Genomic DNA, 26,453 nt, shown 5'->3' with positions numbered 1-26,453 from the left:
ACCCACAATCGGAGGTGACGATGCAAGTCTGTCCATATCTGTTTCTCTATGGTCGCTGTGAAGAGGCAATTGAGTTTTACCTGCAGGCCACAGGCGGGAAACTGCTGGAGAAAATGACCTTTGGCGACATGCCAGAGCAGGGCGAGCAGGTAGGCGATCAATCTGCGCCGCCACAGCCGCCGGAAAAAATCATGCACGCACATCTGCGCATCGGTCAGGGAGAGTTGATGCTGAGCGACGGAAACACGCAGAAGCCGCCTGCGTCCGATCATGCCGGTTACGCGGTCAGCCTCGCCACTACTGACGCGGAACAGGGTAAAGCCTGGTTTGAGAAACTGTCAGTGGGCGGTAACGTGACGACCCCGTGGCAGGAGACGTTCTGGTCGAATGGCTTTGCGATGTTTATTGATAAGTTCGGCATTCCATGGCGCATCAACGTGGTGAAACCGCAGGAATAATGGTGTGGTTTAGCCGATCGGCGCCGGCAACAGCGGCGCCGTTTTCAGCTCACAGTCACAACGGCCAGCTTTGCAGCCAGCCGCGTGCTCATCAGAAGTTGTAACCCGCCACCAGGTAGTAACCCCAGCCGGTCGATTTCACTTCAAACGGACCGTTGCCGAAGTTCAGCTCCTGCCCATCCGCCCACTGACCGCCATTGTGGAAGTAACGCGCCACGGCAGAGAAGTGCCAGTGATCGTAACCCAGTGACAGAATGTGGCTGGAGGCGATGGAGTTGCTGGTGCGCGACGACCCGCCTTTCTCGTTGAGATCGGAGCCCCAGTCAAAGTTGGTGAAGCCCACATAGCCAAGATTACCGCCCCACAGCGTGGTGATCGGCACGAAATATTTCACCTTGAAGCGATAGCCATCCCAGCTGTTTTCATTCGCGGCGCCGTAGTTTTCCCACTGGTATTTGGCATAGACGTTCAGTGACAGGCCGACATCGCTGTGGGTATCGATATCGGTACCCAGGCCCATATACCAGGTGTTCTGGCGGTTATCGCTGTTGCGGCCCATGTCGTAGATGTAGTTGTTGGCGAAGTACCACTCTTTGAACGGACCAAACGCCAGACTGGTGCCGGTCAGTTTGTCGATTGAGAAGCGCGGTTCAATCTCCATAAACATCGGGGAACCGTGGTCAAAAATCCCGTTGGCGTTGCTGTTACCTACGCCGAAGAAGTTGGTCAGATCGAGATAACCGTAAAAATCGAACCAGTCTTTTTTGGCAAACGCTTCATATTCCAGATAAACGTCGTTGTTGAACTGTGGTCCAAAGCGCGTGTGGTAGCTGCCCACCACGTTTACGCTCTGATGCCACCAGTCGGACAGGTATTGCGGATCGCTATCAGCGGCTTGCGCAACACCTGTCCAGGAACATGCCAGCACGGCACCTGCTATCAACGTTTTGAATTTCATTATCATTAACCACATGCTTTTGACCGCTGCACAGCAGGCGCAGTCAGAGAGAAGTCGATCCCTGGGTGGGGAGTGAGTTAGTCAGGACAAAACAGCCGGTTTTCAGCTCGCGTAGCGTGCCTGCAACACAGCGATAGAAAATAGATTTTGCTCACGTTTGTCAAAAAGTGTTGCATTACAATTCAGTGAAAATGTGACGTGATTCACAATAATGGCGATGATCGAACGGAACCAGGCAACCGTTTACGTTGTCTGGTTCGTGATCAAATGGGCGGGATCAGGGAAAAGTGACGCGGACCTGCAAACCACAAATAGCACCCTGTGGCGTCAGACAATTGGAGAGGGCGACCTGAATCTGATGCTTCTGCGCGACGCTGCGCACAATCGATAAGCCGAGGCCGCTGCCCTGCGCTTTAACGTCAGGCGAACGGGTGAAACGGTCAAAGGCGCGTTCAATAAACGCCTCCGGCATTCCCGGTCCGTTATCGACGATATCGACCACCGTCCGGCCCGCGACCCGATGCAGCAGAACATCCACCAGGCTCCCCTCCGGGGTGTGCAACATGGCGTTACCAATCAGGTTATCAAACAGGCTGCGCAGCTCAGATCGGCTGGCCTGCAGACGATACTGGGTCGAGCCATTAAAGCCGATATCAATGCCGCGTTTATCCGCTACCACCATTAGCTGCTCGATGCTCTCTTTCAGCAGATCTTCCAGTTCAATCTGCTCAATGCTGGCGACCACGCTTTGATCTTCCTGACGAGACACATTCAGCAACTGGGTCACCAGATGGCGGGTGCGCGTCACGCCTGCTTCGAGCTGACTGAACTGCCGGCTGGCCTCGCCAGGCTGAATATGCTGCCGCAGGTTCTCCAGCTGCAATGTGACAGCGGTGACCGGCGTACGCAGTTCGTGGGCGGCATCTTCCAGGAACTGCCGCTGGGATGACCAGGCTTCACGCAGCTTGTTCAGCAACGAGTTATACGCGGCGACCAGCGGCAGGATCTCATCCGGCAGCCCTTCGGGTGAGACATTGTGCGGATGATGCGTCTCCTGCGCTGCAATCTGCCGCGAGGCGACCTGCAGATCGCGAGTGATCTTGCGGACCACCAGCCAGATCACCAGCAGCGACAGCGGCATCATCAGGATCAACGGAATGATCGCCGACAGCGCCCGTTTTACCATCAGCGCTTTCATGTAGCTGAGGTTGTGCATCACCTGAATAGTCTTGATCTCACTGCCAGGCTGGCCCGGACGGGTGTAGATACGCCACTCACAGTCATCACAGTGTCCTACGTCGACATCACGATAACCGCGCTGAGTTTGCAGCGGCGCGTGCAGTTCCGGCCACGAGCTGGCGCGCAGTCGGCCCTGGCTATCCCACAGCTGAACCACAAAGGCGCTTTTCGCTTTGTCAGGCGTAATCATCGGTGACAGCGCCGGCATCTGTTTGTTGGTAGACCAGGCATCAGCGATTTTTGACAGCTGATCGTCCTTCATGGTGCCTACCATGTCGCCGTAGCAGCTGAAGAAATACCAGGTGACGCCGCCGATCATCAGCAGATGAATAATCAGCAGCGTACTGAGTAATTTATTGCGCAATGAGCGCATAAAGGGGAACGATTTCATATCGCCGGCACCCGCCAGCCCAGCCCGCGGACGTTACGAATCGCGTCGTTATCCAGTTTGCGCCGCATCCCGTGGATCAGCACATCGACCGCGTTGCTGCTCACTTCGTCGCCCCAGCCGTAAATGCGATTCTCCAGCTGCTCGCGAGAAAGAATGGCACCCGGACGCTCCAGCAAAGCATACAGCAGGGCGTATTCACGTGCGGTCAGCTGCTCGCGCTGGCCCTTATAGAGCACTTCGCGCGTCATCATATCCAGCTGTACGTCGCCACTGCCGAGAAGCGAGTCAGCCGCACCGTGGCGACGTCGGGTAATCGCCCGCATCCGGGCCAGCACTTCCTGTAAATCGAACGGTTTAAGCAGGTAATCGTCAGCACCGCTGTCGAGCCCCTGCACCCGCTGCGCCACAGTATCGCGCGCCGTCAGAATCAGTACCGGCGTGGAATCGCCGCGCCCGCGCGCCCGGCGCAGCACCTGCAATCCATCATCACGCGGCAAGCCGAGATCCAGCAACACGCAGCTGTAGCCGCCTTCGCTCCAGGCGTTATGGGCATAAACGCCATCGCGTACCCAATCCACCGACCAGCCCGCGCCCTCTAAAGCCTGCTGCAGGTTCGCGCCGATCATTTCATCATCTTCAACCAATAACACGCGCATGGCTGATCTCCTCTGGAAAGATGGGAGCAGTTTATGCCCGGATAGTTAGCACAGAATTATCCGCCGTCATACTTCGCGCCACAGCGGCGTTGGCTGCACTTTTTCGCCCTGGTCACTTCCGCCGTCATACTTCGTACTACAGCCGCGTTGGCTGCATTTACTCACCTCAGTCACTTCCGCCTTCGTACTTCGCGCTATAGCAGCGTGGCTGCATTGGTCGGCTTGCTGCAACGTGAATTACTCTGGCGTTATTTAACACAAATTTGCCTGACGGACCCGGGCGTGACTTAACGCAAATTATTTAAATTCTGGCCGCTATGGCTTAACGAAGAATAGTTAAATCGACGCTGGCGTGATTTAACACAAATTATTTTACCGGAAGGCCGGTGTTACTTAACGCTTATTATTCAGGCGGGTTGCTGTTGTTACCTGGTGGATAAACGCTAGCCGCAGGCCCGAATCTGACGGTTGCTAATTCTGCGCTAATTTTCTGCTAATTAAGGGATAAATTTAACCGGGTAAAGTGGGTTCACTGCACATCAGCGTAAACCAGGAGGAACCCATGAATCAGCGCGAGTTTATTCGCAGTTTGCTGGAATGGATAGAGAACAATCTAGGACACGATCTGCATCTGGATGAGGTGGCGCGCCGCTCTGGCTATTCCCGCTGGCACCTGCAACGGCTGTTTCGCCAGCATACCGGATTTTCACTGGCTGAATATATTCGCCAGCGGCGATTAACTGAATCTGCGCTGACGTTGCTGAGCAGCAATGAAGCGATATTGCAGGTCGCCATGAACTACGGGTTCGATACCCAGCAAGCCTATACCCGCACCTTCAAAAACTATTTTATGGTGACGCCAGGCCAGTTGCGCCGCCAGCGGCGGGTGGAGCCGGATCGGTTACTGTTTCCACTGGCCATGGCCAGTTGAGGCCCGCGATGACCTTCCCGCCAGGTGAAAAGCGCGGGAAGGTCGATGCGCGTCGCGCCGCTGTCTGATTTCCCCCTTCTTTTTTGCCGATCCGTCGCCGTAAGCTGCCCCGAACATGCTAGTTTGATGCCAGAATCCTCAGGCTATCGGAGCGGTAACGCATGGAAAACAGTGCCAATTTAACCGCCATGCTGGTGTTTGCGCGGGTGGTGGAACTCCAGAGTTTCAGTGAGGCGGCGCGGGCACTCGGCTGGTCCAAATCCCATGTCAGCCGGGAAATTGCCCGACTGGAGCTGCGGCTGGGCATCCGGCTGTTGCAGCGCACCACCCGGCGGCTGGCACTGACCGAACTCGGCCAGGCTTACTATCCCTACTGCGTACGCATGCTGGCGGAAGTGCAGCGGGCCGATGCGTTTGTTCAGCAGCTGCATCAGCAACCGGCCGGTAATGTGCGGCTGCAGGCCCCGGTGACTTACGGCTGTCAGTGTGTGGTGCCGGTGCTTAATCGCTTTCTGCGTCGTCACCTGCATATCAACGTTGATCTGGATCTGACCGATCGTAATCGCGATACGCTGGACGGTCAGATCGATGTGGCGATCGTCATTCGATCCCGGCCCCCGCAGCAGGGCAATTTCCGCGTGCTAAGCGATATTGAGTGGGGCCTGTATGCGGCACCGGGTTATCTGGCGCAGCGGCCTGCCATCGAACATCCTGAGATGTTGCCGCGCCACGATCTGCTGCTGTTTCACGGGCCGGCACACACCGCCGCGCTGCCGTTCCGGCGTGACAAGCAGCGGCTGGCGCTGGATGTCCGCAGCCGTTTTCGCGCCAACAACAGCATGGCGCTGCTGAACGCGGCGCTGGCGGGCAGCGGCATCGCCTATCTGCCTTCCTATATGGCGCAGGAGGCGGTGAGCCGGGGTGATATTCAGCAGCTGCTGCCGGAATGGCAGATGGATCGGCTTCAGAGCTATCTGCTGCTGCGTGAGACGCTGCAACCCGCTTCGCCGGTCAGTTTATTATGCGATACGCTGATCGCGGCGCTGGCCAGCGCCTGATTGTTGCAATACAGCAACAATCAGCGCCACAAAGTAACTATCGCGCTACCACTGTTGTTATCTGACGCGCCTGGTTAGCCTGTATCCCTGATTAATGACGGGATATCTTTATGCAACAGTCAGCAGAAAACGCAGAATTTCAGCACTGGAAGCGCAACTTATGGGTCTGTGTGCTGGGCTCTTTCAGCACCATTGTGGCCATGACGCTGCTGCTGCCGTTTTTACCGCTCTATGTTCAGCAACTTGGCGTGCAGCAGCCAGCCGCCATCGCGCGCTGGTCGGGGCTGGCCTACGGTGCCACCTTCTTTAGTGCGGCGTTGACCGCGCCGCTGTGGGGCAGGCTGGCTGACCGCTATGGCCGTAAGCTGATGCTGATCCGCGCCAGTCTCGGTATGGCCATCGCCATGTCGCTGATCGGTATGGCAACTGCGCCCTGGCAGCTGGTGGCGCTGCGTCTGCTGGCGGGCCTGCTGGGCGGTTACGCCTCCGGCTCGACCATCCTGGTGGCGGCGCAAACCCCCAAAGGGCAGACCGGCTGGGCGCTGGGTGTATTGTCCTCCGGTATTATGGCCGGCAACGTGGTCGGGCCGCTGCTGGGCGGCGTGCTGCCGCCGCTGATCGGTATACGTCAGACCTTCTGGTTAACCGGCGCGGTTATTTTTCTCGCCTTCCTGGCGACCACCTTTCTGCTGAAAGAGCAGCCGCGTGCTGCTGCCTCGCCCGGTGAAAATCCAGCCTCAGCACCCGCGACACCGCCGGTGAACCAGCGACTGGTGCGGCTGATGTGGCTGTCAGGCATGCTGCTGATCTTCGCCAGTATGTCGATTGAACCGATTATCACCCTCTACGTCGGCGAGTTTGTGCAGGGCAACCATCAGATTACGCTGATCGCCGGACTGGCGATGTCGGCTGCCGCGCTGGGAACGGTGATCGCCGCACCGCGTCTCGGACGGCTGGCGGACCGCATTGGTCACTGGCGGGTGCTGACGGCAGGTTTATTGCTGAGTGCGCTGCTGCTGATCCCGCAGGCGTTTATTACCGCCGCCTGGCAACTGGTGCTGCTGCGTTTTCTGATGGGGATGGCGCTGGGTGGGCTGCTGCCGTGCATTACCGCCATTATCCGGCATAGCGTACCGGGATCGCAGGTCGGTCGGATGCTGGGCTATTCGACGTCGGCCCAGTATATCGGCCAGGTAACGGGCCCGCTGTTCGGCGGCCTGGTCGGGGGAACGTTTGGCATGAGGCCGGTATTTCTGGCGACCAGCGCGGTAATGCTGCTGTGCGGATGGCTCAACTGGCGCGTGATGAAAAAGTAGCGCGATCAAAAAAGGCGGACCGAAGTCCGCCTGATGTCAGTCCCTGAGGACGGGGTTATTTCTGATCTGGCAGGGCGTAGGCGATCACATAATCGCCCAGTTTGGTGCCAAACGAACCGTGACCACCGGCTGCGATGACAACGTACTGCTTGCCATTCACTTCATAGGTCATTGGCGTTGCCTGGCCACCGGCTGGCAGACGGGCTTGCCATAACAGCTCACCGGTATCGGTGCTGAAAGCACGCAGGTAGTTGTCAGCGGTCGCTCCGATAAAGAACACTTTACCGGCGGTGGTAATAGGACCACCCAGCATTGGCATACCCATTTTGAACGGCAGTGGCACTGGCGCACTGTCACGTACCGTACCAATACGCTGTTTCCACACCACGTCGTTGGTCTTCAGATCCACCGCAGAGATGTAACCCCACGCTGGCTGTTTACACGGCAGACCAAACGGTGACAGGAACGGATTCAGCTCAACACCGTACGGTACGCCGTACTGCGGCTGAATACCGGTTTCAGTACCTGAACCACCCTCAGCGCCTTTCGGCGGTTCGATCGGGTTGCCTGGACCGCGTGGTACCAGCTTCGAGACAAACGGCAGCGCCATCGGGTTAGCAATCGCGATCTGACGATGTGGATCGACAGCGATGCCGCCCCATTCGAACATACCGAGGTTACCCGGGAATACCAGCGTACCCTGCTCAGACGGCGGCGTGAACGGACCTTCATAGCGCAGGCGCTTGAAGATCACGCGGCACACCAGCTGGTCATACATCGTCGCGCCCCACATGTCCTTGTCCGTCAGATTCTGTTTCGGACGGAAGGTCAGCTCAGAGTAAGGCTGGGTAGCAGAGACGTGGTCACCTTTCGCCGCACCCTGTGGGACTGGCGTTTCAGGTGCCGGGACAACCGGTTTGCCGGTACGACGATCCAGCACAAAGATGTTACCGGTTTTCGCCGGCGCATAAATCACCGGTACGGTATTGCCATCTTTGTCGGTGATATCAGCCAGTGTCGGCTGCGACGGCAGGTCCATATCCCACAGGTCGTGGTGAACGGTCTGATAAGCCCATACCAGCTTGCCGGTAGTGGCGTTCAGCGCCAGCACGCTGCTGGCATAACGTTCCTGTTCTGGCGTGCGGTTACCGCCCCAGATATCCGGCGTAGTGACGCCCATCGGCAGATAGACCGTATCCAGTTTCGGATCGTAGACCGCCGGTGCCCATGAGTTCGGGGAATTCATGGTGAAGGTGTGCTCATCGGCCGGAATCGCGTTCGGATCTTTCGCGCCCGGATCGAACACCCACAGCAGTTTACCGGTATTCACATCAAAGCCACGGATCACGCCTGACGGCTCGCGGGTTGAGTAGTTATCGGTAACGGCGCCCGCCATCACGATGGTGGTGTTAGTAATCACCGGCGGTGACGTCGGCTCATACTGACCTGGAGTGGTCACCGGCTGTTTATGCTGCAGATCCAGCTCGCCGTTAACGCCGAAAGACGGGCAACGTTCGCCGGTTTCCGCATCAAGAGCAAACAGACGACCATCGTTGACCGGCAGGTAGATGCGGCGTGAGCACAGCGCAGGCTGGCTGTTAGCTGCATCGGCGGCGGCCGGAACTTCATGATAAGAGACACCGCGACAGGTAACGTGCTGGAACGTCGGGTTGACCTTCATGCCTGGATCAAATTTCCACTTCTGCTTGCCGGTGGCCGCGTCCAGTGCAAACAGGATCTGGTGTGGCGAACAGAGGTAGAGCGTGTCGCGGATCTTAATCGGCGTCACTTCATCGGTGATTTCACCCGGATCGTTAGCGGTTTTTAAGTCGCCGGTCTGGAACTGCCAGGCGACCTGCAGCTCTTTAACGTTCTGGTGATTAATCTGTTTGAGCGGAGAGAAACGGGTCCCTTGCTGATCGCGAGCATAAGCTGGCCAGTCACCGTCCGGAATGTTGCTCAGCGGCTGGGCCTGCGGTGCGTTGTCAGCGGTTTCTGGCAGCGTACCGTTGATGACCTGCGGATCGTTAAACACCGCGTAAGCCAGCACGATAGCACTGGCAACCAGCGCCACGGCCATTGCACCCAGTGGGCCTTTGCCAACGTTGTGCAGGCTGCGCCAGACAAACGGCAGCACCAGCCAGACGCCAAAGATCACCAGTACATCGGTACGCGGTGCCAGTGCCCAGAAGTCAGTACCGACTTCCCAGACACCCCATGCCAGCGTAGCCAGCAGCAGCAGGGCGTAAACTACCAGCGCGGCGCTGTTACGACGCCACAGCAGGAAAGCGGTGATCAGCATCGCTGCACCGCCGACGATGTAATACCAGGAACCACCAATGGCGGCTAACCAAATACCGCCAATCAGCATAAACGCGCCCGTCAGCACTGCGAACAGCACCGTCAGGAAACGAATTACGCCAAAAGATGAGGAGTTTTTCCCCATAATATCGACCTCGTTTCGTTGCCATAAAACACACGAAAACAACCAGATAGGTTGTTCTCAGTTATCAAGTACAAATGATGAAGGGTGTTCTTAAATCACTCTTCCACTAAGTCAGACGATCCCTTTGTGTTAAATGTTATAGCAAAATTAGATCAAGTTTTGATTTTTTTAGCTCAAAGCGCTTCACAAATGAAGTAATACGACATTTTATGAGGGTTTATGAGACGTTAAGCGCACCGCCATGTGCCCTTAACGCCGGAAGGCAGGATTTGTGAATCAGCAGCTAATAAGTTCGCCATCCGAGCGTTGTTGTTGCCAGCCGCTGATATTTATCTCAGCAAATTGTTCCGTAGTTAAACAAGGCGACTGACTTCGTACGATCACTTCGGCACCTTTGGCCCGAAACGCAGCCATAAAATAAGGGAAGGTGAATTTTTGATAATTGTCGTTGAAGAACGGTTCGCTTAAAACAATACCGGAAAATGGGAACGATTCCATTAATCGCCAGTCGGCGCCGGGTGGGGCAAAGTCATACAGCCAGAAACTAAATTTCTCTGCTAATTCAAGCAATGCCGCGCCATGCCTGACTAAACTGGGATAATTAATCCCGACCCGCACCCGCGCATCCTGTAAATGCAAATAGGCATCCGGCACCGCAATCATTCCCTGTAATCGAATATCCTCAACCGGAATAACCATTAATGCTGCTTCAGTGGCAATTTGATTGTGCAGTGAAATAATGTTGTGACTATTAAGTATATTGCTGCTGTCCTGGTGGTGTTGAAGATAGGGAACGCTATAGCATATGCCAGCGACGTGTCGCTCAACATGATGGATAGGTTCAGTAACATAGGGGTTATATAAACTGTTTTTCATTTATCTCTATGAAATGCAATATAAAAGGTGTCGTTGATAATTATTGATATAAAACGTCGCACTTTTCTGAATGCGTGAATAAATATAGATCAACTGCATATTCTAAATCACCCCCTTTATCCGCCGAAAAAGTAAATAAATCCGCGATGAAAGAGAAAATTATTCCTTTGGCATCTGATGATTACCTGGAATATATTCATCAGTCAGGACCAATAGGCGGGTAATTATCCGGCCCGTATCCGCCGACTGCTGCCAGGCTGAACCCTTTGGCCGCACCGGCGGCGTCGACCGGCACCGCCAGTTTCCGCATCCTGAAGCCCATCGCGCAGTCAGGCCAGGTTGACGGCACTCTCAACACCGCGCAACGACGCGGGAATCATCACTTTAAATGGAACAAAACATGGGATTTATGGCACCTGCAGCAGAAGAGTCGCTGTGGCGACACCGGACGTTTGTCGCGTTCTGGCTGGCCCGCACCTGCTCGTCGTTTGGATTTCAGATGTTTTCAGTGGCGATCAGCTGGCAGATTTACGCCCTGACCAACAGTGCGCTGGCGTTAGGCATGATCGGATTGATGCAGTTTATGCCCTCGGTGCTACTGGCATTACCTGCCGGACACCTGGCCGATCAGTACGATCGACGTCGCATCGTGCTGTTCGGCCAGCTGGTCGAGTTTGCCGCCCTGCTGGCGCTGGTGGTGCTGACGCTGTTCCATTCAGTCGATAAAACCGCCCTGTGGGGACTGGTGTTTATGATCGCCGTCGCCAAAGCGCTGGAGTGGCCCGCCATGTCCTCGATGCTGCCGTCGCTGGTGCCGCCCGGCATTCTAGCGCGCGCTATGGCGATGAATTCAGTCGGCGGACAGGCGGCGGTAATTGTCGGACCGACCCTTGGCGGCCTGCTCTACGTGGCAGGCCCGGAAGTGGTGTATGGCGTCTCCGGGCTGTTCTACTTTATCTCGCTAACGCTGGTCAGCCTGCTGCGCTATCAGCGTCCCAGTCAGCCACGGCTGCCGATGAACATGAAGAACCTGTTTGCAGGTATTCACTTCATCCGTGAGCGCAAAGATGTGCTGGGGGTGATCTCGCTTGACCTGTTTGCGGTGCTGCTGGGCGGAGCCACCGCGCTGCTGCCGATCTTTGCTAAAGATATTCTGCATACCGGGCCGTGGGGATTAGGCATGCTGCGCGGTGCACCCTCTGTGGGTGCGCTGCTGGTGGGTATCTGGCTGAGTCGTCACAAGCTGGATAAGCATGTCGGGATGATTATGTTCGGGTCGGTGGCCGGGTTTGGTGTCGCTACGCTGGTGTTCGCGCTCTCCAGCCAGCTGTGGCTGTCGCTGCTGGCGCTGGCTGCGCTGGGCGGGTTTGATATGGTCAGCATGGTGATCCGCGGTGCGCTGGTGCAGCTCGATACGCCCGATGCGATGCGCGGGCGGGTCAATGCGGTTAACGCCATTTTCATCAACACTTCTAATCAGCTGGGCGAATTTGAGTCGGGGCTGCTGGCGGCCTGGCTGGGTGCAGTACCGGCGGTGGCGATTGGTGGTATCGGTACGCTGGTGGTGGTGGCGCTGTGGATGAAACTGTTCCCGCATTTACGCCGGCGTCAGAAGCTGGAGAATGAGGTCGATCCGGTTTAATAACCGGCGTTGGGATTAGGTGAGGGGATTTGTGCGGCAGTGGACCACGACGCAGGCTCAGGGAACATACGGCTTGCGCAAAGACGCAAAAAACGCCATCCCTGGCAGGCTCAGCGCGGGCGATTACGCACCTCATCCCTGAGGTGCGCCCGTAGCCGGGCCAACGCGTTGCGTTGTTCAAAAACGCTCCCGGCGTTTTTGTCCCCGGCCCGCGATGCTTTGCTGCAGGCGTATGTTCCCCTCGCTTTAGTTTGTTTGTGTCCAGAGCCTATCTGCGGCCCTTGAGAGTCCTGTAATAAGGCAGGAAAATCTGGAGGTAAGATGATCTTCGTAAGCGAAGTGGTAACTGGCCCGAAGGCCAGTTCAGGAAGCGACCAGTCATACTGCCATTCAAATCCCGGGGCCAGAGGGGGAAGCTGACCCGCAGGTGGGGCCATCAGGCCCCGGTTTTTCCCAGGTTGGCGTCAAATGTTAGCCAGCTTTCACGCATATCCACTACGCTGCGGGTTTTGCGGGCCTCATCGATTTTTATGGCGGTGAGGCCCGCTTCCAGCGCGTCCACCACTGAAACTTTCAGCGGTGTTCCCTGTTTAATGTGTTTCACGATCTCTTCCGCCATCAGCGCGTCAGCGCCGTAGTGGCCATCGTACGCATTGCCGCTGTAGGCGGTATCGACCTCTTTCTCGCCGCTGCGCGCATTGTGAACGCGGAAGTAGTTACGGACGAAATCGCCCTCAGCCATGCCGTCAGTGCCGATCACGCAGAAGCGACGGAACTCATCCGGCACGTTAAGGTTGGCGTGAAAGGCAAGGGTGGCGCCACCGGCATACTCAATCAGCGCGGTCTGGTAATCGACAATGTCGGCATCGCTGTTGAATACTGCGTCGGTACTGGACCAGCCGCTGGGCTTAATGTGATAGACCTCTGAGTCGGCGGTCACCGCGCCCTGTGGCGCATGGGCTGGCGTGAAGGATTTGCGGCCGCCAAAGCTGGCGACCCGCACCGGGCGCTGCTGCATTAAGCCCTGATAGAGGTCGATGTCGTGGCAGCACTTTTCCAGAATATAAGGGCCGGCATATTTTTCCAGCCGCCGCCAGTCGCGCTGGAAGAAGGCACCGTGATAAGGCTTGATATGTTCTGTGGCTTCAATTGAGGTGATCTCGCCCAGCCGACCGGCGTCACGCGCCGCCAGCAGATCGTGATAGAGCGGTGAATAGCGCAGTACCAGACCGACCAGAATGCGCGCCTCGCCATACTGACGCACCAGCTTCGCCATCTCCATGGTCTGCTGTTCGTTGATCACCACCGGTTTTTCAGTAAACACGGTGTAGCCCGCAGCCAGCGCCTGGCCGACATGCTCAAGATGCAAAAAGTTGGGCGAGCCGACCAGCACCACATCCATCCCGCCGTGCTGCAGCAGGGCTTCAATCGAATCGAACGACTGGCCGGGATCGATAGCAAAACTGTGCAGATTGGGCAGTCCGGCGGGGGCCGGATCGTAATAACCTACCACGGAGAAGGCGTCGTCGGCGTTGTTGAACTCTTTGATAACGTGGGACAGACGAAAGCCAAGACCGATAATGCCTACTTTCATGTTTAAACCCCTGATCCTGAAATCGGATAACGCAGAACCCGCCCAAAGCCAGGCGTGGCTGTTGATAATCTGACCATCAACTTATTACGACAGAAAAACTAATGTCAATATCGGCCTGCATGTTTTGCGAAGGTCTTTTTTGTTATCCTTATGTAAAACAAAGCAAAACAGGCTATCTTTAATTACCATATTTATTTGTTATTGCGATTTAAGTTTTTTTCCCCTATCGTTCGCTGATTATGGCGACAACTCTGAATCTGTGGAGGCGGGAGGAAGCGCGTGCACTCACACTATCTCCTTGGTATTGATGGCGGCGGCACCCAGTGCCGTGCGCGGTTAACCGACCTTCACGGTACGGTGCTGGCGGAAGCCACTGGCGGACCCGCCAACGTCTGGTCGCAGTATGAGGCGGCGCTGAGCTGCGTCACGCAGCTGATCGATCAGGTATTTTTACAGGCCGGCTTAGCGCCACAGGCGCTGGCGCAGACCTCGCTGGTGGCCGGATTAGCCGGTGCCAACGTCGCGTCGGTGCAGGCGCGCCTGTCTGACTGGCAACCGGCCTGTGCCGCGTTGCAGGTGGTCAGCGATGTGGAAATCGCCTGCGCAGGTGCGCACGCGGGCCAGCCTGGTGCGGTATTTATCATCGGCACCGGCAGTCAGGGCGCGGCCTGGGATGGCGAGCGCTTTACTCTGCTGGGCGGCTGGGGCTTTGCGCTTTCCGATCAGGGATCGGGCGCTGAGCTGGGCCGCCGGGCGCTGCGTCTGGCGCTGCTGGCCCATGAAGCGATGGTCGAACACAGCCCTCTGACGCATCAGCTCATGGCGCAGTTTGATCACAGCCCGGAAACCATGCTGCTGTGGACCCGCACCGCCGCGCCTGCTGACTGGGCGCGCGTGGTGCCGCAGGTGTTTGCTGCGGCCGACGCCGGTGACGGCCATGCGCAGACGCTGCTGCAACAGACCGCGGCTGATATTGGCATGATGGTGCGTCGTCTGACCGCGCTGAGCAGTGGACGCGTGGCGCTGATGGGCGGACTGGCCGTGCCGATTTACCGCTGGCTGGCAGCCGATATTCAGACCCGGCTGGTCACGCCGCTGGGTGACGCGCTGAGCGGGGCACTTACGCTCGCCCGGACGCAGGCTAGCGGTGTGCCGGAGCCCCGCCCGATCCCTTTATCCCGTCACTGACCTGAAGCCTGTTGCCCAGCGTCAGTGCGTCAACCTGAGGAATTTATGACCGCTCCCAACGTGACCGCGCGCATTCTGCGGTTGATTGTTGAAAACGCGCCGATTAGCCAGTCCGATTTGAAAGTACGCAGCGGACTGAGCATGTCGACGGTTTCGCAAGCGACCAATCGGCTGCTGGCACAAGAGATTGTGCAGGAGCTGGGACTGCGTCGCGTGTCGATGGGGCGGCCAAAAACTCTGCTCGGACTCAATCCCGATCGCGCCAGCGTGATCGGCATCCAGCTCAACGCTGAACGCAACCTGATCGTCATGACCGATCTCAGTGGCAACCTGCTGGGTGAACAGCAGATGCCGCCGGGCACCATGACGCCACGCCAGCTTGGCGATGCGCTGGCGAAATTCCTGCGCGGCGTGGAAGAGAAGCGGGTCGGAGCTATCGGGCTGGCATTATCGGGGCTGGTGGATGCCGAAAATGGCTACTGCATCCGCTCGAAGGTGCTCGACTGGGATAACGTTTCGATTGCCCGCCAGCTGGAGGAACGCTTCTCGCTGCCGGTGTTTATCGAAAATGATGCCAACGCGATGGCGATGGCGGCGCTGGTGTTTGGCCAGCTTGGTACCGCGCAGTCGGCGGTGATTGCCACCTACGGTAAAGGGATCGGCGCCGGGATTATCCTCAATCGCCAGCTCTATCGCGGTCGCCACGGCAAAGCGGGTGAGATTGGCAACGGGCTGGTCGGTGATGGCTCGCTGCGCCTGCTGGAAGATGTCGCTTCTTCGCGTGCTATTTTGCAGCGGGTGGCAGAAGGCGAACCGACAACGCTGACCTTACAGGCGCTGGATCAACGTCCGACGCCTGAGGTGCTGGCGGCGCTGGAAGAGGCGGGCCGTGAACTGGGCATCTCGCTGGCCAACCTGTCGGTGGCCTACGATCCGGACGTGGTCTATCTGGCGATGGAGCCACATATGGCGTCACGCATTCTGCTTGATCACATTACCCAGAGTTTCCAGGCTTACCGGCTGAAACTGACGCCGCACATGACGCCGTTGCAGTTTCTGACCGAATCAAACCGGATGTGGGCACTCGGTGCAGCGGGCTTTGCGGTTAACCGTCTGCTCGACCTGCTGGCTGCCCAGGCAGATGAAGAGCCGGTCACCTGAGTTCTCCTGCCAGCAAAACGGGCGCCGAAGCGCCCGCTGACCTTACCCTCCGCGCCTTAACGCAGGCGTAATCCCTGCTGATCAAACAGCAGGCAGTGCGCGGCGGAAATCCCCAGTTCGACCTGCGCCCCCAGTTCACGCTGATGCGCCTCACGCTCTTCCACCACCAGCATCTGCTCCCGGCCAATATCGAGATAGAGATAGTTAGTGTGGCCGAGCATTTCGCCAAACGACAGCTCACCCTGAAAACGCAGCGCCTCCGGCGTCTGGGCGGCGGACTGGAAGTGTTCCGGGCGGATGCCGAGCGTCACGGTCTGTCCCTCGTGGCACGGGGCGGCAATTTTCAGCACCAGGCCATCAATCTTCAGCTCCGGCAGCCGCAGCTGCACTTCACCTTCACCGATCGCGGCGATCTCCGCCTGCAGAAAATTCATCTTCGGCGAGCCGATAAAACCGGCAACAAACAGGTTATCCGGATCGTGATACAGCGTCAGCGGCGCGCCAACCTGCTCAATCCGGCCCTGCCGCAGCACCACAATCCGGTCCGCCAGCGTCATCGCTTCCAGCTGATCGTGGGTCACATAGATCATGGTATTACCCAGCGAGGCGTGCAGTCGGGCAATCTCAATCCGCATCTGCAGGCGCAGCTCGGCATCAAGGTTAGAGAGCGGTTCATCGAACAGGAAGATGCGCGGATGACGGATAATTGCCCGGCCAATCGCCACGCGCTGGCGCTGCCCGCCGGACAGCGCGCGCGGCAGCCGGTCAAGCAGTTCGGTCAGATGCAGGCGGGCGGCCGTCTGCTCGATCGCCTGGGCGATCTCCGCCTTCGACTTCTTCATCACCTCCAGCGGATAGGCGAGGTTACCGCGCACCGTCATGTTGGGGTAGAGCGCATAGGACTGAAACACCATGGCAATGCCGCGCTCGGTGGCGGGCTGCCGGGTCATGTCCTGCTCCTCAATCAGCAACTGTCCGCTGCTGATCTCCTCCAGCCCGGCGATCATCCGCAGCAGCGTCGATTTGCCGCAGCCGGATGGCCCGACAAATACCACGAATTCCCCGCTGTTAATCGTCAGATCGATGCCATGAATCACGTTAACGTGCTCGTAAGACTTCTTCACATTCTGCAAGCGCAGGCTGGTCATCGGACTACCTCACTCAGAGTAACTGGCCCATGTAAATGGCGTTGCTGCGCAGGATTGGGCTGAATCCCATGCGCTGATAAAAGGCGCAGACCTGCTCGTTTTGCAGGCTGACGCCAAGGTGAACGCCGCTGACGCCCGCTGCCCGCAGCGCCGCCAGTTGGTGCTCAATCATTTTGCGGCCCCAGCCTCCTTTTTGCGCCGCCGGGAGCAGGTTGATATGCAGATGAGCCGGCCAGCGGCTCACCAGCGCCTCAGCCGCAGCGTCAGGATGGCGAATGGCGTCAAGTATCTTGTCGTCAAGCGGCGCGTCGGCGCTGCGTTGCTGATATTTCTGCTGTAACTGTGGCCACCATTGCGCGGCTAACTGCGCTTCAAAGGCGCGGGTATCCGGTGCGGCCACCACATAGCCCAGCACTTCACCCTCGATCTCCAGCACAAAAGCAAAATCCGGTGCGAAACGCGCATAGGGCACGGCAAACCGCTGGCCGGGATAGTCAGGATCAGAGTAGAGCGCACGCGCATCCCCGCCGGCATCCGCCGTTTCCAGGCAGATGCGGTAGAGCGCCGGATAGTCCGCCGGGGTCGCCGGACGAATGACACCTTGATTCGCCATGGTGATTTCTCGTGAGTGGATGAAGGGGACCGTCACTGACGCGGTCCGCCGATGAAAAGTTACGTTAATGAAAGTGGACTTAGTTTTCAAGATAGAATAATTACCTTATCGCACTAACGCCGGCGGTTCAGCAATCTTTACCGGTTTCTCGCTTCACAACTGTGATCGCCAACACGCCCGGCGCACGGCGCTTGTCTCTCTCCTGACCCGCGGGAAAAACGGCAAACTGTGAGCGTGATAGGATTTTCATATGTTTTATCAGCGAGTTATTTTGCGACAATCGCGCTGGCAGATCGTGCTACGGAAGCGCTGGTTCAGGCTGTGCTGCCGCGGCAACCGGCCATCTGTCCAGCGGAGTCTGCTGTTTTTACCGCCAGGTCGCTGTTTATTTGCGCGTGCTCACAGCGTTGTAATTTCACCGGCGGGCTGTTTGACTTTATTTTTTTATTAAAGTAAGTATGGGTGAGCGCGTTTTCTATGCGGCTTCAGTCTGCGGGATGCAGGCGGTGAGATGAAGGGATGCCGATCCTGGTCTGGAGAAGGTGATCATAATGTCTGTTTCCTCAGTTGGTTCGTTCCGGGTTCGCAGTCTGGGTCGGCTTTTGGCGGCGGGCTTGCTGGCGGGCAGCGTTGCCCACGCCGCGCAGGCTGCCGTTACCCTGAATGAGTGGGATATCTATAACTATCCACAGCAGACCGCGGCGGTGGATGAGGGTATCAAAGAGTTTACGCAGCAGAATCCGGGCATCGTGATTAATCGCTCGGTTCACTCGTTTGAAGATACGCGTATTCCGCTCAAGCTGGCACTGACCGCGGGCGACGGTCCGCAGATCGCCCAGGTGAATCAGGGCGGTGGCGATATGGGATCGCTGGTAAAAGATAAGCTGCTGCTACCGCTTGATAGCTACGCCAGCGCTGATGGCTGGACCACGCGCTTCCCTGACTCGGTCCTCAAGCGTAACCGCTGGTCAGACAGCGGTGAGTTCGGCAGCGGCAAACTGTACGGCGTTGCCAGCCTCGGCGAGATGGTCGGGCTTTACTACAACAAGGCCCTGCTGGATAAAGCGGGCATTGCGGTACCCAAAACGCTGGCCGAGCTGGAGAGCGCCATGGCGAAGCTGAAGCAGCAGGGCACCGCACCGATGATGCTCGGCCTGCTGGATGGCAACATGGGCCAGCAACTGCTCAGTACGCTGTGGCAGGCGCAGATTGAAAGTCATGACCGCAAGACGCTGGATAATCTGATCTACGACGTCGGCGGCAGCTTCAAAGATGACAAACTGGTTAAGGCCGCCAGCATGATGAAGAGCTGGACCGATAAAGGCTACTTCTTCCCTGGCTTCCAGGGCATCGGTCATGATGATGCCGCCACGCTGTTCCAGAACAATCAGGCGGCGTTCCTGGTGAGCGGTACCTGGTATCTCGGCCAGTTTAAAGATAATAAAGATATCCATTTTGCCGCGATGCCTGCCGGTGAGGGGGTGAAACAACCGCTGATGGTCGGTGGCACCGATCTGGCCTTCTCGGTGACCAGCACCGCGAAGAGCAAAGAGCAGCAGGATGCGGCGGCGAAGTTCATCAACTATATGGTGTCAGATGCGATGGCTGACCGCTGGCTGAAGGTCGGCTTCCTGCCGGCCAGCACCAACAAAGCGGCGAAAATGCCGACGGACAATCCGCTGCTGGCCGAAGCCTGGCAGGTGTGGCTGACGCTCAATGACTATGACGGTTTAGGCCACTACGTAGACTGGGCAACGCCGACCATGAATGCCGAACTGAATCAGAACGTCCAGTTGCTGCTGGCCGGCCGTCAGACTGCCGATCAGATGGTCGCCAATTTCGACAACAACTATCAGCGTTACCTGAAAACCCTGAAACATTAAGCCGGTGGCCCGGCGCATCGCCGGGCCTGAGCGTCGTTCTGAGCCACGAGTACGGTTATGTTGAATTTAAGCGGTTGGCGTAATTTTCTCTATGTTCTGCCGGCGGTGCTGGTGTATGCGGTATTTCTGCTGTTGCCGCTGCTGGCCTCGCTCGGTATCAGCTTTACCGAATGGGACGGCACCTCACTGCCGGTATTCAGCGGCGTCAGCAACTATCTGCGGATGTTCAGCGATCCGGTGTTCTGGATCGCGCTGGGCAATAACGCCACCCTGATGCTGTTCTATACCCTGCTGCCGATTAGCATTGGCCTGCTGCTGTGCAGCTTTTTGTATGACACGCGCAACAACAGCGAACGCAGCGTGCTGCGCATTCTCTTCTTTCTGCCCTATATCATGCCGATGGCGGTGCTGGGCGTGGTGTGGCGCTGGTTATATAACCCGGCGTTTGGCCCGATCGACCAGCTGCTGCGTGCCATTGGCTTACCGCAGCTGGCGATGTCATGGCTGGGCGATTTTACCTGGGCACTGCCGGCTGTCGGCTTAGTCGCCACCTGGTACTTCTTCGGCTTCTGTCTGGTGCTGTTTATGGCGGGCCTGCAGCGAATGGATCCCTCGCTGCTGGAAGCGGCCGACCTGGATGGATCGTCGCGTCGCCAGAAGTTTATGCGCATTACCCTGCCGGCCCTGCGGCCTGAGGTGCGGATTGCGCTGCTGCTGACGGTGATTGCCAGCCTGAAAGCCTTTGACCTGGTCTATGTGATGACCCAGGGCGGGCCGGGCACGTCCACCATGGTGACCAATATCTTTATGTATAAGCAGGGTTTTGACCTGCACTACTTTGGCTATGCGTCGTCAGTGGCGGTGTTCAGCATGCTGATTGTGTTAGGGATTAACTACCTGATTCACCTGGCCTTAAAGGAGCGGTACTGATGCGTAGTACGCCGGTGATTTCACGCACGCTGATCTGGATCGTGGCGCTGATGACTATTCTGCCGTTTCTGATGGCGCTGATGACCTCGTTCAAAACCCAGATGGAGCTGTTCCAGGGGGTATTCACGCTGCCCGCCTCGCTGAATTTTAAAAACTACCTCACCGCCTGGCAGCAGGGACATTTTAACGTCTACTTCCTCAACTCGGTGCTGGTGGTCATCCCGGTGGTGCTGTGCAGCGTGCTGCTGGGGATTCTGGCCGGATTTGGCTTCGCCTGGCTGAAGATCCCCGGTAAAAAAGCGATCGCGGCGATGCTGGCGCTCGGCATGGTGTTGCCGAGCGAGGCGTTTATCATCCCGCTCTACCACGAGCTGCGCTGGATGGGGCTGACCAATACCTATCTGGCGCTGATTTTGCCGCAGATTGCCCTGTCGCTGCCGTTTACAACCCTGATGATCGCCAGTGCCTTTCAGCAGGTGCCCAAAGAGCTGGTGGAAGCGGCGGTGATGGATGGTGCCTCGCGGGTCAAAATTTTGTGGGGCATCCTGGTGCCGGCCATCTGGCCGACGCTCTCGACGCTCGGGCTGCTGCTGTTTATCTGGACCTGGAATGAGTTTTTAATCCCGCTGATTCTGGTCAATAAAGATGAGCTGCGTACCTTACCGATCGGCATGATGTTCTTTCAGAATAAAAACACTATCGACATTCCGGTGCTGATGGCGGGTGCGATGATTGTCATCCTGCCGCTGGTGGCGGTGTTCCTGATTTTCCAGCGCAAGTTTATCAGCGGCGTGACCGAAGGCGCCGTGAAGTAATCTGTGATCGCCGGCACGGAACGGGGCAGTGGCGACCAGACAAAGGTTTGCGGCACCGGAACGTGCTGCAATTCTTCCTCCTCACTCTTGCGGGAGACGCATGATGCACCTTTCCCTTGCCGATTTTCATCCTGCCGCCGACGGCGAAACCCTGGATACCGCGGTGCTGCAACGCGCGATGGATCAGATTGCCGCCGCCGGCGGTGGCCGCCTGACGCTGCCTGCCGGGCGCTACCGCAGCGGCTGCCTGAATCTGCCCTCTGATTTTGAACTGCACCTGGAGGCGGGTGCGGTGTTGATCGCCAGCCAGCAGCTGGCCGATTACCAGCCGGTACAGGCGCTGAGCAGCGCCGAGAAGTCACACAACGTGCTGCTTTACGCCCTTGGCCAGCGCAATATCACCCTGAGCGGCACCGGCCGGATTGATGGCGAGGGCGAAGCCTGGTTTGCCACCGAACGTGATGAGCAGGGCTATCGTCTGCCGCGCGCCGACCGCCCGCGCATCATCGTTTTTGAAGATTGCGAGCAGGTCAGGCTGGAAGATTTCACCATCGTGCAGGCGCCGATGTGGACCGTGCATCTGGTGAGCTGCCGCCATGTGCATATCGACCATCTCACCATCGATAACGCCATGACCATGCCGAACACCGATGCGCTGGATATCGACAGCTGCGAGGCGGTGTTTGTCAGTAACTGCTACCTCAGCGCCGCGGATGATGCCATCTGCATTAAAACCACCCACAAGCCTGCGGCGCTGCGACGTCCGGCCCGCCAGATTATGATCACCAACTGTCTGCTGCGCAGTTACAGCTGTGCCTTTAAAATCGGCACCGAAACCTGGGATGATGTGGAAGATGTGACGGTGACCGGCTGCACCATTTTCGATTCCAACCGCGCAATTGGCATTCTGTCACGCGATGGCGGGGCGATGCGGCGGCTGCTGTTCAGCAATCTGACCTTTGCCTGCCACCATGCACCACCGTGCCATTGGGGCAAAGCCGATCCGCTGTTTATCTCGGTGCGCAGTCGCGATCCGGCGATTGTGCCGGGCCGCGTGGAGCAGGTGCAGTTCACTAACGTGACGGGCGTAGCGGAAGGGGCGATTAACCTGCATGCGGCGCAGCCGGGCGCGATCCGCGATGTGTTAATCAGTCAGGTGCAGCTGCGGCAAAGTGTGGCGTCGGTGGCGCAGGGGCAGTATGACGTCCGGCCGCCGTGTAACCCTGACTCACCGACCGGCATGGGACTGGATAACGCCTATAAGCTCGATCCGAAAACCGGAGAGGCGTTCGGGGTTGAGCGCTATCCCGGCGGATTGCCGGGACTGTTTGCGCGCGGCGTGGAGAATCTGCAACTGCACAACCTGGCGATCGTGCGGCCGGAGCCGTTACCGCCAGGCTGGCACCCCGACAGCGTGGTAGAGCTGCCGGAATAACTCAGAGCGCGGCGGCGATGGCACTACCGAGCTGTTCGGTGCTGGCGCTGCCGCCGAGGTCGCGTGTCAGGTGCTCACCTGCGGCCAGCGTACGCTCAATCGCCGCTAATACCGCATCACCCGCCGCTTTATAGCCCAGATGCTCCAGCATCATCGCGCCGCACCAGATCTGTCCAATCGGGTTGGCGATGCCTTTACCGGCAATATCTGGCGCTGAGCCGTGCACCGGTTCAAACAGGCTTGGGAAGTGGCCTTCCGGGTTGATATTGGCGGAGGGCGCGATGCCGATGGTGCCGGTACAGGCCGGACCGAGATCCGACAGGATATCGCCAAACAGGTTACTGGCGACCACCACATCAAACCAGTCCGGGTGCAGCACAAAATTGGCCGTGAGAATATCGATGTGATACTTGTCGACTTTCACCTCGGGGAACTGACCAGCCATCGCCTCAACCCGGCTATCCCAGTAAGGCATGGTGATCGCAATACCGTTCGATTTAGTGGCGGAGGTCAGGTGTTTTTTCGGGCGGCTCTGCGCCAGCTGGTAAGCAAATTTCAGGATGCGATCGACACCGGTGCGGGTCATCACCGTTTCCTGGATCACCACCTCGCGATCGGTGCCGGGGAACATGGTTCCGCCAACGCTGGAGTATTCGCCTTCGGTATTTTCGCGTACCACATAGAAGTCGATATCACCCGGCTGACGGTTGGCCAGCGGCGCTTTAACACCGGGCATCAGGCGTACCGGACGCAAATTGACGTATTGATCGAACTCGCGGCGGAACTGCAACAGCGATCCCCACAGGGAAACGTGGTCGGGTACCACGTCCGGCCAGCCAACCGCACCAAAGTAGATGGCATCAAACGCTTTCAGCTGCGGAAACCAGTCGTCAGGCAGCATCTTGCCATGCTGCTGCCAGTAGTCGGCGCTGGCGTAATCAAACCACTCCCAGCGCAGCGGAATATTGAATTTTTCAGCCGCCGCATTCATCACGCGCACGCCTTCCGGCATCACTTCTTTGCCGATACCGTCGCCAGGAATTACCGCAATACGATGGATTTTGTCAGTCACAGGGCACCTTTCCGGTTGATGTTCGAATTGTGTACGCAGTATAACTGTCGATTCCGGGGAAATAATGAGCCTGAAGCGCAATCCAGTGTTGAATCAAAGTAGAGAATCCCGCACCTCAACCGACGACCTCGCTTTCTTCGTACGGCTTGCGGCGCTGGACAGCCTGACCGCCGCCGCCCTTGAACTCGGGCTGTCGCTGGCGGCCGTCAGCAAACGACTGAGCCAGCTGGAGCAGCGGCTCGGCGTGCAGCTGCTGCGCCGCACCACCCGTCGGCTGGAGCTGACGCCGGAAGGGCGGCGCTATCTGGCGGGGGCGCGTCCGCTGCTGGACCAGCTGGCGGCACTGGAAGAGGCGGTGAGCGGCGAAACTGCGCAGCTGCGCGGCACGCTTAACATTAACGCCTCGTTTGGTTTTGGCCGTCGTCATATTGCGCCCTGTGTGTCGGCATTTGCCGCGCTGCATCCGCAGCTTTCCCTGTCACTGCAGCTCACCAGTCAGCCGCTCAATTTCCTGGACGCGCGCATGGATATCGATATCCGCGTCGGCGAACCGCCTGACTCCCGGTTGGTGGCGCGCAAGTTACGCACCAATCCGCGTATTCTCTGTTGCTCTCCGGCCTACGCGGCGCGGCATGGCCTGCCGGAGACGGTGCGCGATCTGGCGCAGCACAACTGCATTCTGCTGCGCCAGCACGACAGCGATTTCACCCTGTGGCGGCTGACGTGCGGTGAGCAGAGTGTCAGCCAGAAGGTGCGCGGCAGTCTGATTACCAATGATGGTGAAGTGGCGATGCGGCTGGCGATGGATGGACACGGCATTCTGCTGCGTTCGTGGTGGGATGCGCAGCACAGCATTGCCGCGGGCGATCTGCTGCCGGTACTGCCGGACTGGCAGGCACCGGATGGCGATATTTTTGCCGTCTGGCAGGCGCAACGGCAATTGCCTGCGCGCATCAGCGCCTTCGTCACGTTTCTGCAACAGCATTTGCAGGTCGGGCCGTGAACCCTGACGGGGTTGTCGTCGACGGCCGGAGATAGCCTGCGACACGCGGCGCTGAGCAGCCCTCAATCCACCGCTGCGTTTACATCTTTTTTACTAATGAGTATGATTCTCATTCTTTTTATTCTGTGTCTTCCCGCCGTGCTGCGGCCTGATGGAAGCCGTTCGCCCCTTACTGGAGTTAAGAATGAAAACCTTATTCAGCCCGCGCAAAGCGGCACTCGCCCTGGCGATTGTCACCACTTTCAGCCTGACGGCATGTCAGCTGCCAGCCCGAAAAGCAGATGCCAGCACGCCGGTTACGGTAGAAACCACCGGCCAGGGCCATCTGACCCAGCGTGAACTGGGCGAAGGTCTGTATGAAATGGCTTACCTGCCGGCAAAAAATGCGCTGTATGTGGCCAGCGCCCAGGGTTTTAAAGATGTCAGCGGCGGCATGATCTATCGGCTGGATGCCACCACGCTGAAGACCACCGGCGAAGGGCATTACGACCTGAAGAACTTCGGGCTGGCCAGCGCGCCTGATGGCAGCGCACTTTACGCCACTAATTCGCTGGATGGCGGCATCTCTGCTATCGATCCGGAAAGCGGTAAGGTGCTGAAGCGCCTGATGTTCACCGAGAAGAATGAAAAAGGTCTGCCGTTCGGGCCACGTGAAATTTTCCTGCACGACGGGCTGCTGTATGTCGGCGGCGTCGGCGATCCCGGTCTGATCTGGGTGGTGGATGCGAAAACCCTGACGCTGAAAACCCGGATTAAAAACGCCGGCAAATGGGTCACCGGCATCATCTATTCTCCGGTCAGCGATCGGATTTATGCGGCCAACGGCAGCGGCGAAATCCTGGTGATCAATCCGCGCAATAACAAAATTGAACAGCGCCTGACCGCGGGCGATGGCAAAGAGTATCTGTTCCTCAATATGGCCGAAGATCCGGCGACTGGCCGGCTGTTCGTCACCGATAATTCAAAAGCTAAAAATACGCTGGTGTTTGATGAACGCAGCGGCAAGGTGATTAAGCGACTGGATCTCGGGGATTCACTGGGGATTAAATTTAACGGCAAGCGCAATGAGATCTACATCAGTCAGCGTGAGTCGAAGAAAGTGCTGCAGCTGGATGGCACCACCTATGCGGTGAAAAATAGCTGGTCATTTGACAGTCATCCAAACAGCCTGCTGGTATCACCCGATGGTCAGACCCTGTATGTGACGGTGAAGCAGGGCTTTAATCCGGATCACAGCAGCCAGGGGCCGGACAGCGTGGTGCGGATCGGGCTGGAATGACGGACGCAGGCGGCAGGTTGCCGCCTGAAAATTCAGGGACGCCGCAGCGTCCCTTTTTTATTTTTCAATACCCTGAACCAGGATCGCGCGATAGTTCGCCCCTTTCAGACGATGCACTTTGGCCGCCTGATATTCCGGGCTGTCATACCACGCATGTGCCGCTTCACGGCTCGGGAATTCCAGAATAACTACCCCTTCCGCTTCCTGGCCTTCCAGCGTTTCCAGTTCGCCATAAAAGGCCAGCGGGTTGATCGGGTGATCGCCGCGTGCCTGGCCCGCTTTCTCGGCGTAGATCGCCATTTCATCTTCGTTCAGGGTGTTATCACGAATAAATACAACATAAGCACTCACAGGGTGTCTC

General features: G+C 57.8%; 23 protein-coding genes. 13 read left to right on the top strand and 10 right to left on the bottom strand.

Annotated elements, in window-relative coordinates; translation table 11 throughout:
- The first annotated feature begins 20 nt into the window (after window positions 1–20).
- Window positions 21–458, top strand: a complete 438-nt coding sequence (gene yjdN / locus ACLIBF_RS19165; RefSeq protein ID WP_031377762.1) for a VOC family metalloprotein YjdN — start codon at window positions 21–23, stop codon at window positions 456–458.
- Window positions 459–549: 91 nt separating this feature from the next.
- On the opposite strand, the gene ACLIBF_RS19160 is transcribed toward yjdN, so the two are convergent.
- The 3 genes from ACLIBF_RS19160 to ACLIBF_RS19150 form a co-directional block, all read right to left on the bottom strand.
- Window positions 550–1,416: a nucleoside-specific channel-forming protein Tsx gene (locus ACLIBF_RS19160; RefSeq protein ID WP_031377761.1), complete on the bottom strand. Its 867-nt coding sequence runs from the start codon at window positions 1,414–1,416 to the stop codon at window positions 550–552.
- Between the two features lie 277 nt (window positions 1,417–1,693).
- A complete protein-coding gene (locus tag ACLIBF_RS19155; RefSeq protein ID WP_069728772.1) occupies window positions 1,694–3,046 on the bottom strand; it encodes a sensor histidine kinase in 1,353 nt (450 codons plus the stop codon).
- Window positions 3,043–3,702 carry a response regulator gene (locus tag ACLIBF_RS19150; protein ID WP_046288562.1) on the bottom strand — a complete coding sequence of 220 codons (660 nt, stop codon included), beginning with the start codon at window positions 3,700–3,702 and terminating at the stop codon, window positions 3,043–3,045. The genes ACLIBF_RS19155 and ACLIBF_RS19150 overlap by 4 nt, the downstream gene beginning before the upstream one ends.
- Before the next feature lie 562 nt (window positions 3,703–4,264).
- Here ACLIBF_RS19150 and ACLIBF_RS19145 point away from each other — a divergent pair.
- From ACLIBF_RS19145 to ACLIBF_RS19135, 3 genes are all read left to right on the top strand, one after another.
- Window positions 4,265–4,633 (top strand): helix-turn-helix domain-containing protein, encoded by a 369-nt coding sequence (locus ACLIBF_RS19145; protein WP_031377916.1) that lies wholly within the window; start codon window positions 4,265–4,267, stop codon window positions 4,631–4,633.
- Between the two features lie 161 nt (window positions 4,634–4,794).
- A complete protein-coding gene (locus tag ACLIBF_RS19140; RefSeq protein WP_031377915.1) occupies window positions 4,795–5,691 on the top strand; it encodes a LysR family transcriptional regulator in 897 nt (298 codons plus the stop codon).
- Window positions 5,692–5,801: 110 nt separating this feature from the next.
- Window positions 5,802–7,007 carry an MFS transporter gene (locus ACLIBF_RS19135; RefSeq protein ID WP_279809644.1) on the top strand — a complete coding sequence of 402 codons (1,206 nt, stop codon included), beginning with the start codon at window positions 5,802–5,804 and terminating at the stop codon, window positions 7,005–7,007.
- 55 nt (window positions 7,008–7,062) lie between these two features.
- Here the strand turns inward: ACLIBF_RS19135 and ACLIBF_RS19130 are convergent, their stop codons facing one another.
- On the bottom strand, window positions 7,063–9,453 hold the full coding sequence (locus ACLIBF_RS19130) for a glucose/quinate/shikimate family membrane-bound PQQ-dependent dehydrogenase (RefSeq protein WP_046288563.1): 2,391 nt from the start codon (window positions 9,451–9,453) through the stop codon (window positions 7,063–7,065).
- A gap of 276 nt (window positions 9,454–9,729) precedes the next feature.
- Entirely contained in the window at window positions 9,730–10,329 is a 600-nt protein-coding gene (locus tag ACLIBF_RS19125; protein WP_279809645.1) for a hypothetical protein, read from the bottom strand.
- A 400-nt stretch (window positions 10,330–10,729) separates the two neighbouring features.
- On the opposite strand from ACLIBF_RS19125, the gene ACLIBF_RS19120 reads away from it, so the two are divergent.
- Window positions 10,730–11,971, top strand: a complete 1,242-nt coding sequence (locus tag ACLIBF_RS19120; protein ID WP_031377912.1) for an MFS transporter — start codon at window positions 10,730–10,732, stop codon at window positions 11,969–11,971.
- Window positions 11,972–12,407: 436 nt separating this feature from the next.
- Here ACLIBF_RS19120 and ACLIBF_RS19115 read toward each other — a convergent pair whose 3' ends face one another.
- On the bottom strand, window positions 12,408–13,565 hold the full coding sequence (locus tag ACLIBF_RS19115; RefSeq protein ID WP_046288564.1) for a Gfo/Idh/MocA family protein: 1,158 nt from the start codon (window positions 13,563–13,565) through the stop codon (window positions 12,408–12,410).
- Window positions 13,566–13,844: 279 nt separating this feature from the next.
- Here ACLIBF_RS19115 and ACLIBF_RS19110 point away from each other — a divergent pair, with 279 nt between their 5' ends.
- Both ACLIBF_RS19110 and ACLIBF_RS19105 read left to right on the top strand, forming a co-directional pair.
- Window positions 13,845–14,753, top strand: coding sequence for a BadF/BadG/BcrA/BcrD ATPase family protein (locus ACLIBF_RS19110; RefSeq protein WP_069728775.1), 909 nt, complete (start codon window positions 13,845–13,847; stop codon window positions 14,751–14,753).
- 45 nt (window positions 14,754–14,798) lie between these two features.
- A complete protein-coding gene (locus ACLIBF_RS19105) occupies window positions 14,799–15,914 on the top strand; it encodes an ROK family transcriptional regulator (protein WP_448310297.1) in 1,116 nt (371 codons plus the stop codon).
- A 56-nt stretch (window positions 15,915–15,970) separates the two neighbouring features.
- On the opposite strand, the gene ACLIBF_RS19100 is transcribed toward ACLIBF_RS19105, so the two are convergent.
- Window positions 15,971–17,062, bottom strand: a complete 1,092-nt coding sequence (locus ACLIBF_RS19100) for an ABC transporter ATP-binding protein (RefSeq protein ID WP_279809648.1) — start codon at window positions 17,060–17,062, stop codon at window positions 15,971–15,973.
- Window positions 17,063–17,075: 13 nt separating this feature from the next.
- Window positions 17,076–17,675, bottom strand: coding sequence for a GNAT family N-acetyltransferase (locus tag ACLIBF_RS19095; RefSeq protein WP_031377783.1), 600 nt, complete (start codon window positions 17,673–17,675; stop codon window positions 17,076–17,078).
- Window positions 17,676–18,226: 551 nt separating this feature from the next.
- On the opposite strand from ACLIBF_RS19095, the gene ACLIBF_RS19090 reads away from it, so the two are divergent.
- From ACLIBF_RS19090 to ACLIBF_RS19075, 4 genes are all read left to right on the top strand, one after another.
- Window positions 18,227–19,558 (top strand): extracellular solute-binding protein, encoded by a 1,332-nt coding sequence (locus ACLIBF_RS19090; protein ID WP_046288566.1) that lies wholly within the window; start codon window positions 18,227–18,229, stop codon window positions 19,556–19,558.
- Between the two features lie 57 nt (window positions 19,559–19,615).
- Entirely contained in the window at window positions 19,616–20,488 is an 873-nt protein-coding gene (locus ACLIBF_RS19085; protein ID WP_448310295.1) for a carbohydrate ABC transporter permease, read from the top strand.
- Entirely contained in the window at window positions 20,488–21,303 is an 816-nt protein-coding gene (locus ACLIBF_RS19080) for a carbohydrate ABC transporter permease (RefSeq protein WP_031377780.1), read from the top strand. Before ACLIBF_RS19085 ends, ACLIBF_RS19080 begins: the two co-directional genes overlap by 1 nt.
- Before the next feature lie 103 nt (window positions 21,304–21,406).
- Window positions 21,407–22,738 carry a glycoside hydrolase family 28 protein gene (locus ACLIBF_RS19075; protein WP_069728822.1) on the top strand — a complete coding sequence of 444 codons (1,332 nt, stop codon included), beginning with the start codon at window positions 21,407–21,409 and terminating at the stop codon, window positions 22,736–22,738.
- A gap of 1 nt (window position 22,739) precedes the next feature.
- Here ACLIBF_RS19075 and ACLIBF_RS19070 read toward each other — a convergent pair whose 3' ends face one another.
- Window positions 22,740–23,810, bottom strand: coding sequence for a tartrate dehydrogenase (locus ACLIBF_RS19070; protein WP_031377778.1), 1,071 nt, complete (start codon window positions 23,808–23,810; stop codon window positions 22,740–22,742).
- Window positions 23,811–23,874: 64 nt separating this feature from the next.
- On the opposite strand from ACLIBF_RS19070, the gene ACLIBF_RS19065 reads away from it, so the two are divergent.
- Together ACLIBF_RS19065 and ACLIBF_RS19060 are read left to right on the top strand one after the other, a co-directional pair.
- Window positions 23,875–24,813: a LysR family transcriptional regulator gene (locus tag ACLIBF_RS19065; protein WP_448310293.1), complete on the top strand. Its 939-nt coding sequence runs from the start codon at window positions 23,875–23,877 to the stop codon at window positions 24,811–24,813.
- Between the two features lie 184 nt (window positions 24,814–24,997).
- Window positions 24,998–26,092 (top strand): YncE family protein, encoded by a 1,095-nt coding sequence (locus tag ACLIBF_RS19060; protein ID WP_069728780.1) that lies wholly within the window; start codon window positions 24,998–25,000, stop codon window positions 26,090–26,092.
- A gap of 57 nt (window positions 26,093–26,149) precedes the next feature.
- Here ACLIBF_RS19060 and ACLIBF_RS19055 read toward each other — a convergent pair whose 3' ends face one another.
- Entirely contained in the window at window positions 26,150–26,443 is a 294-nt protein-coding gene (locus tag ACLIBF_RS19055; RefSeq protein ID WP_069728781.1) for a DUF1330 domain-containing protein, read from the bottom strand.
- Window positions 26,444–26,453: the final 10 nt, after the last annotated feature.

This window comes from Pantoea sp. PGP6 (assembly GCF_053474785.1).
Note: the sequence above shows the minus strand (reverse complement) of the source record. Positions and strands in the feature narration are given on the sequence as shown.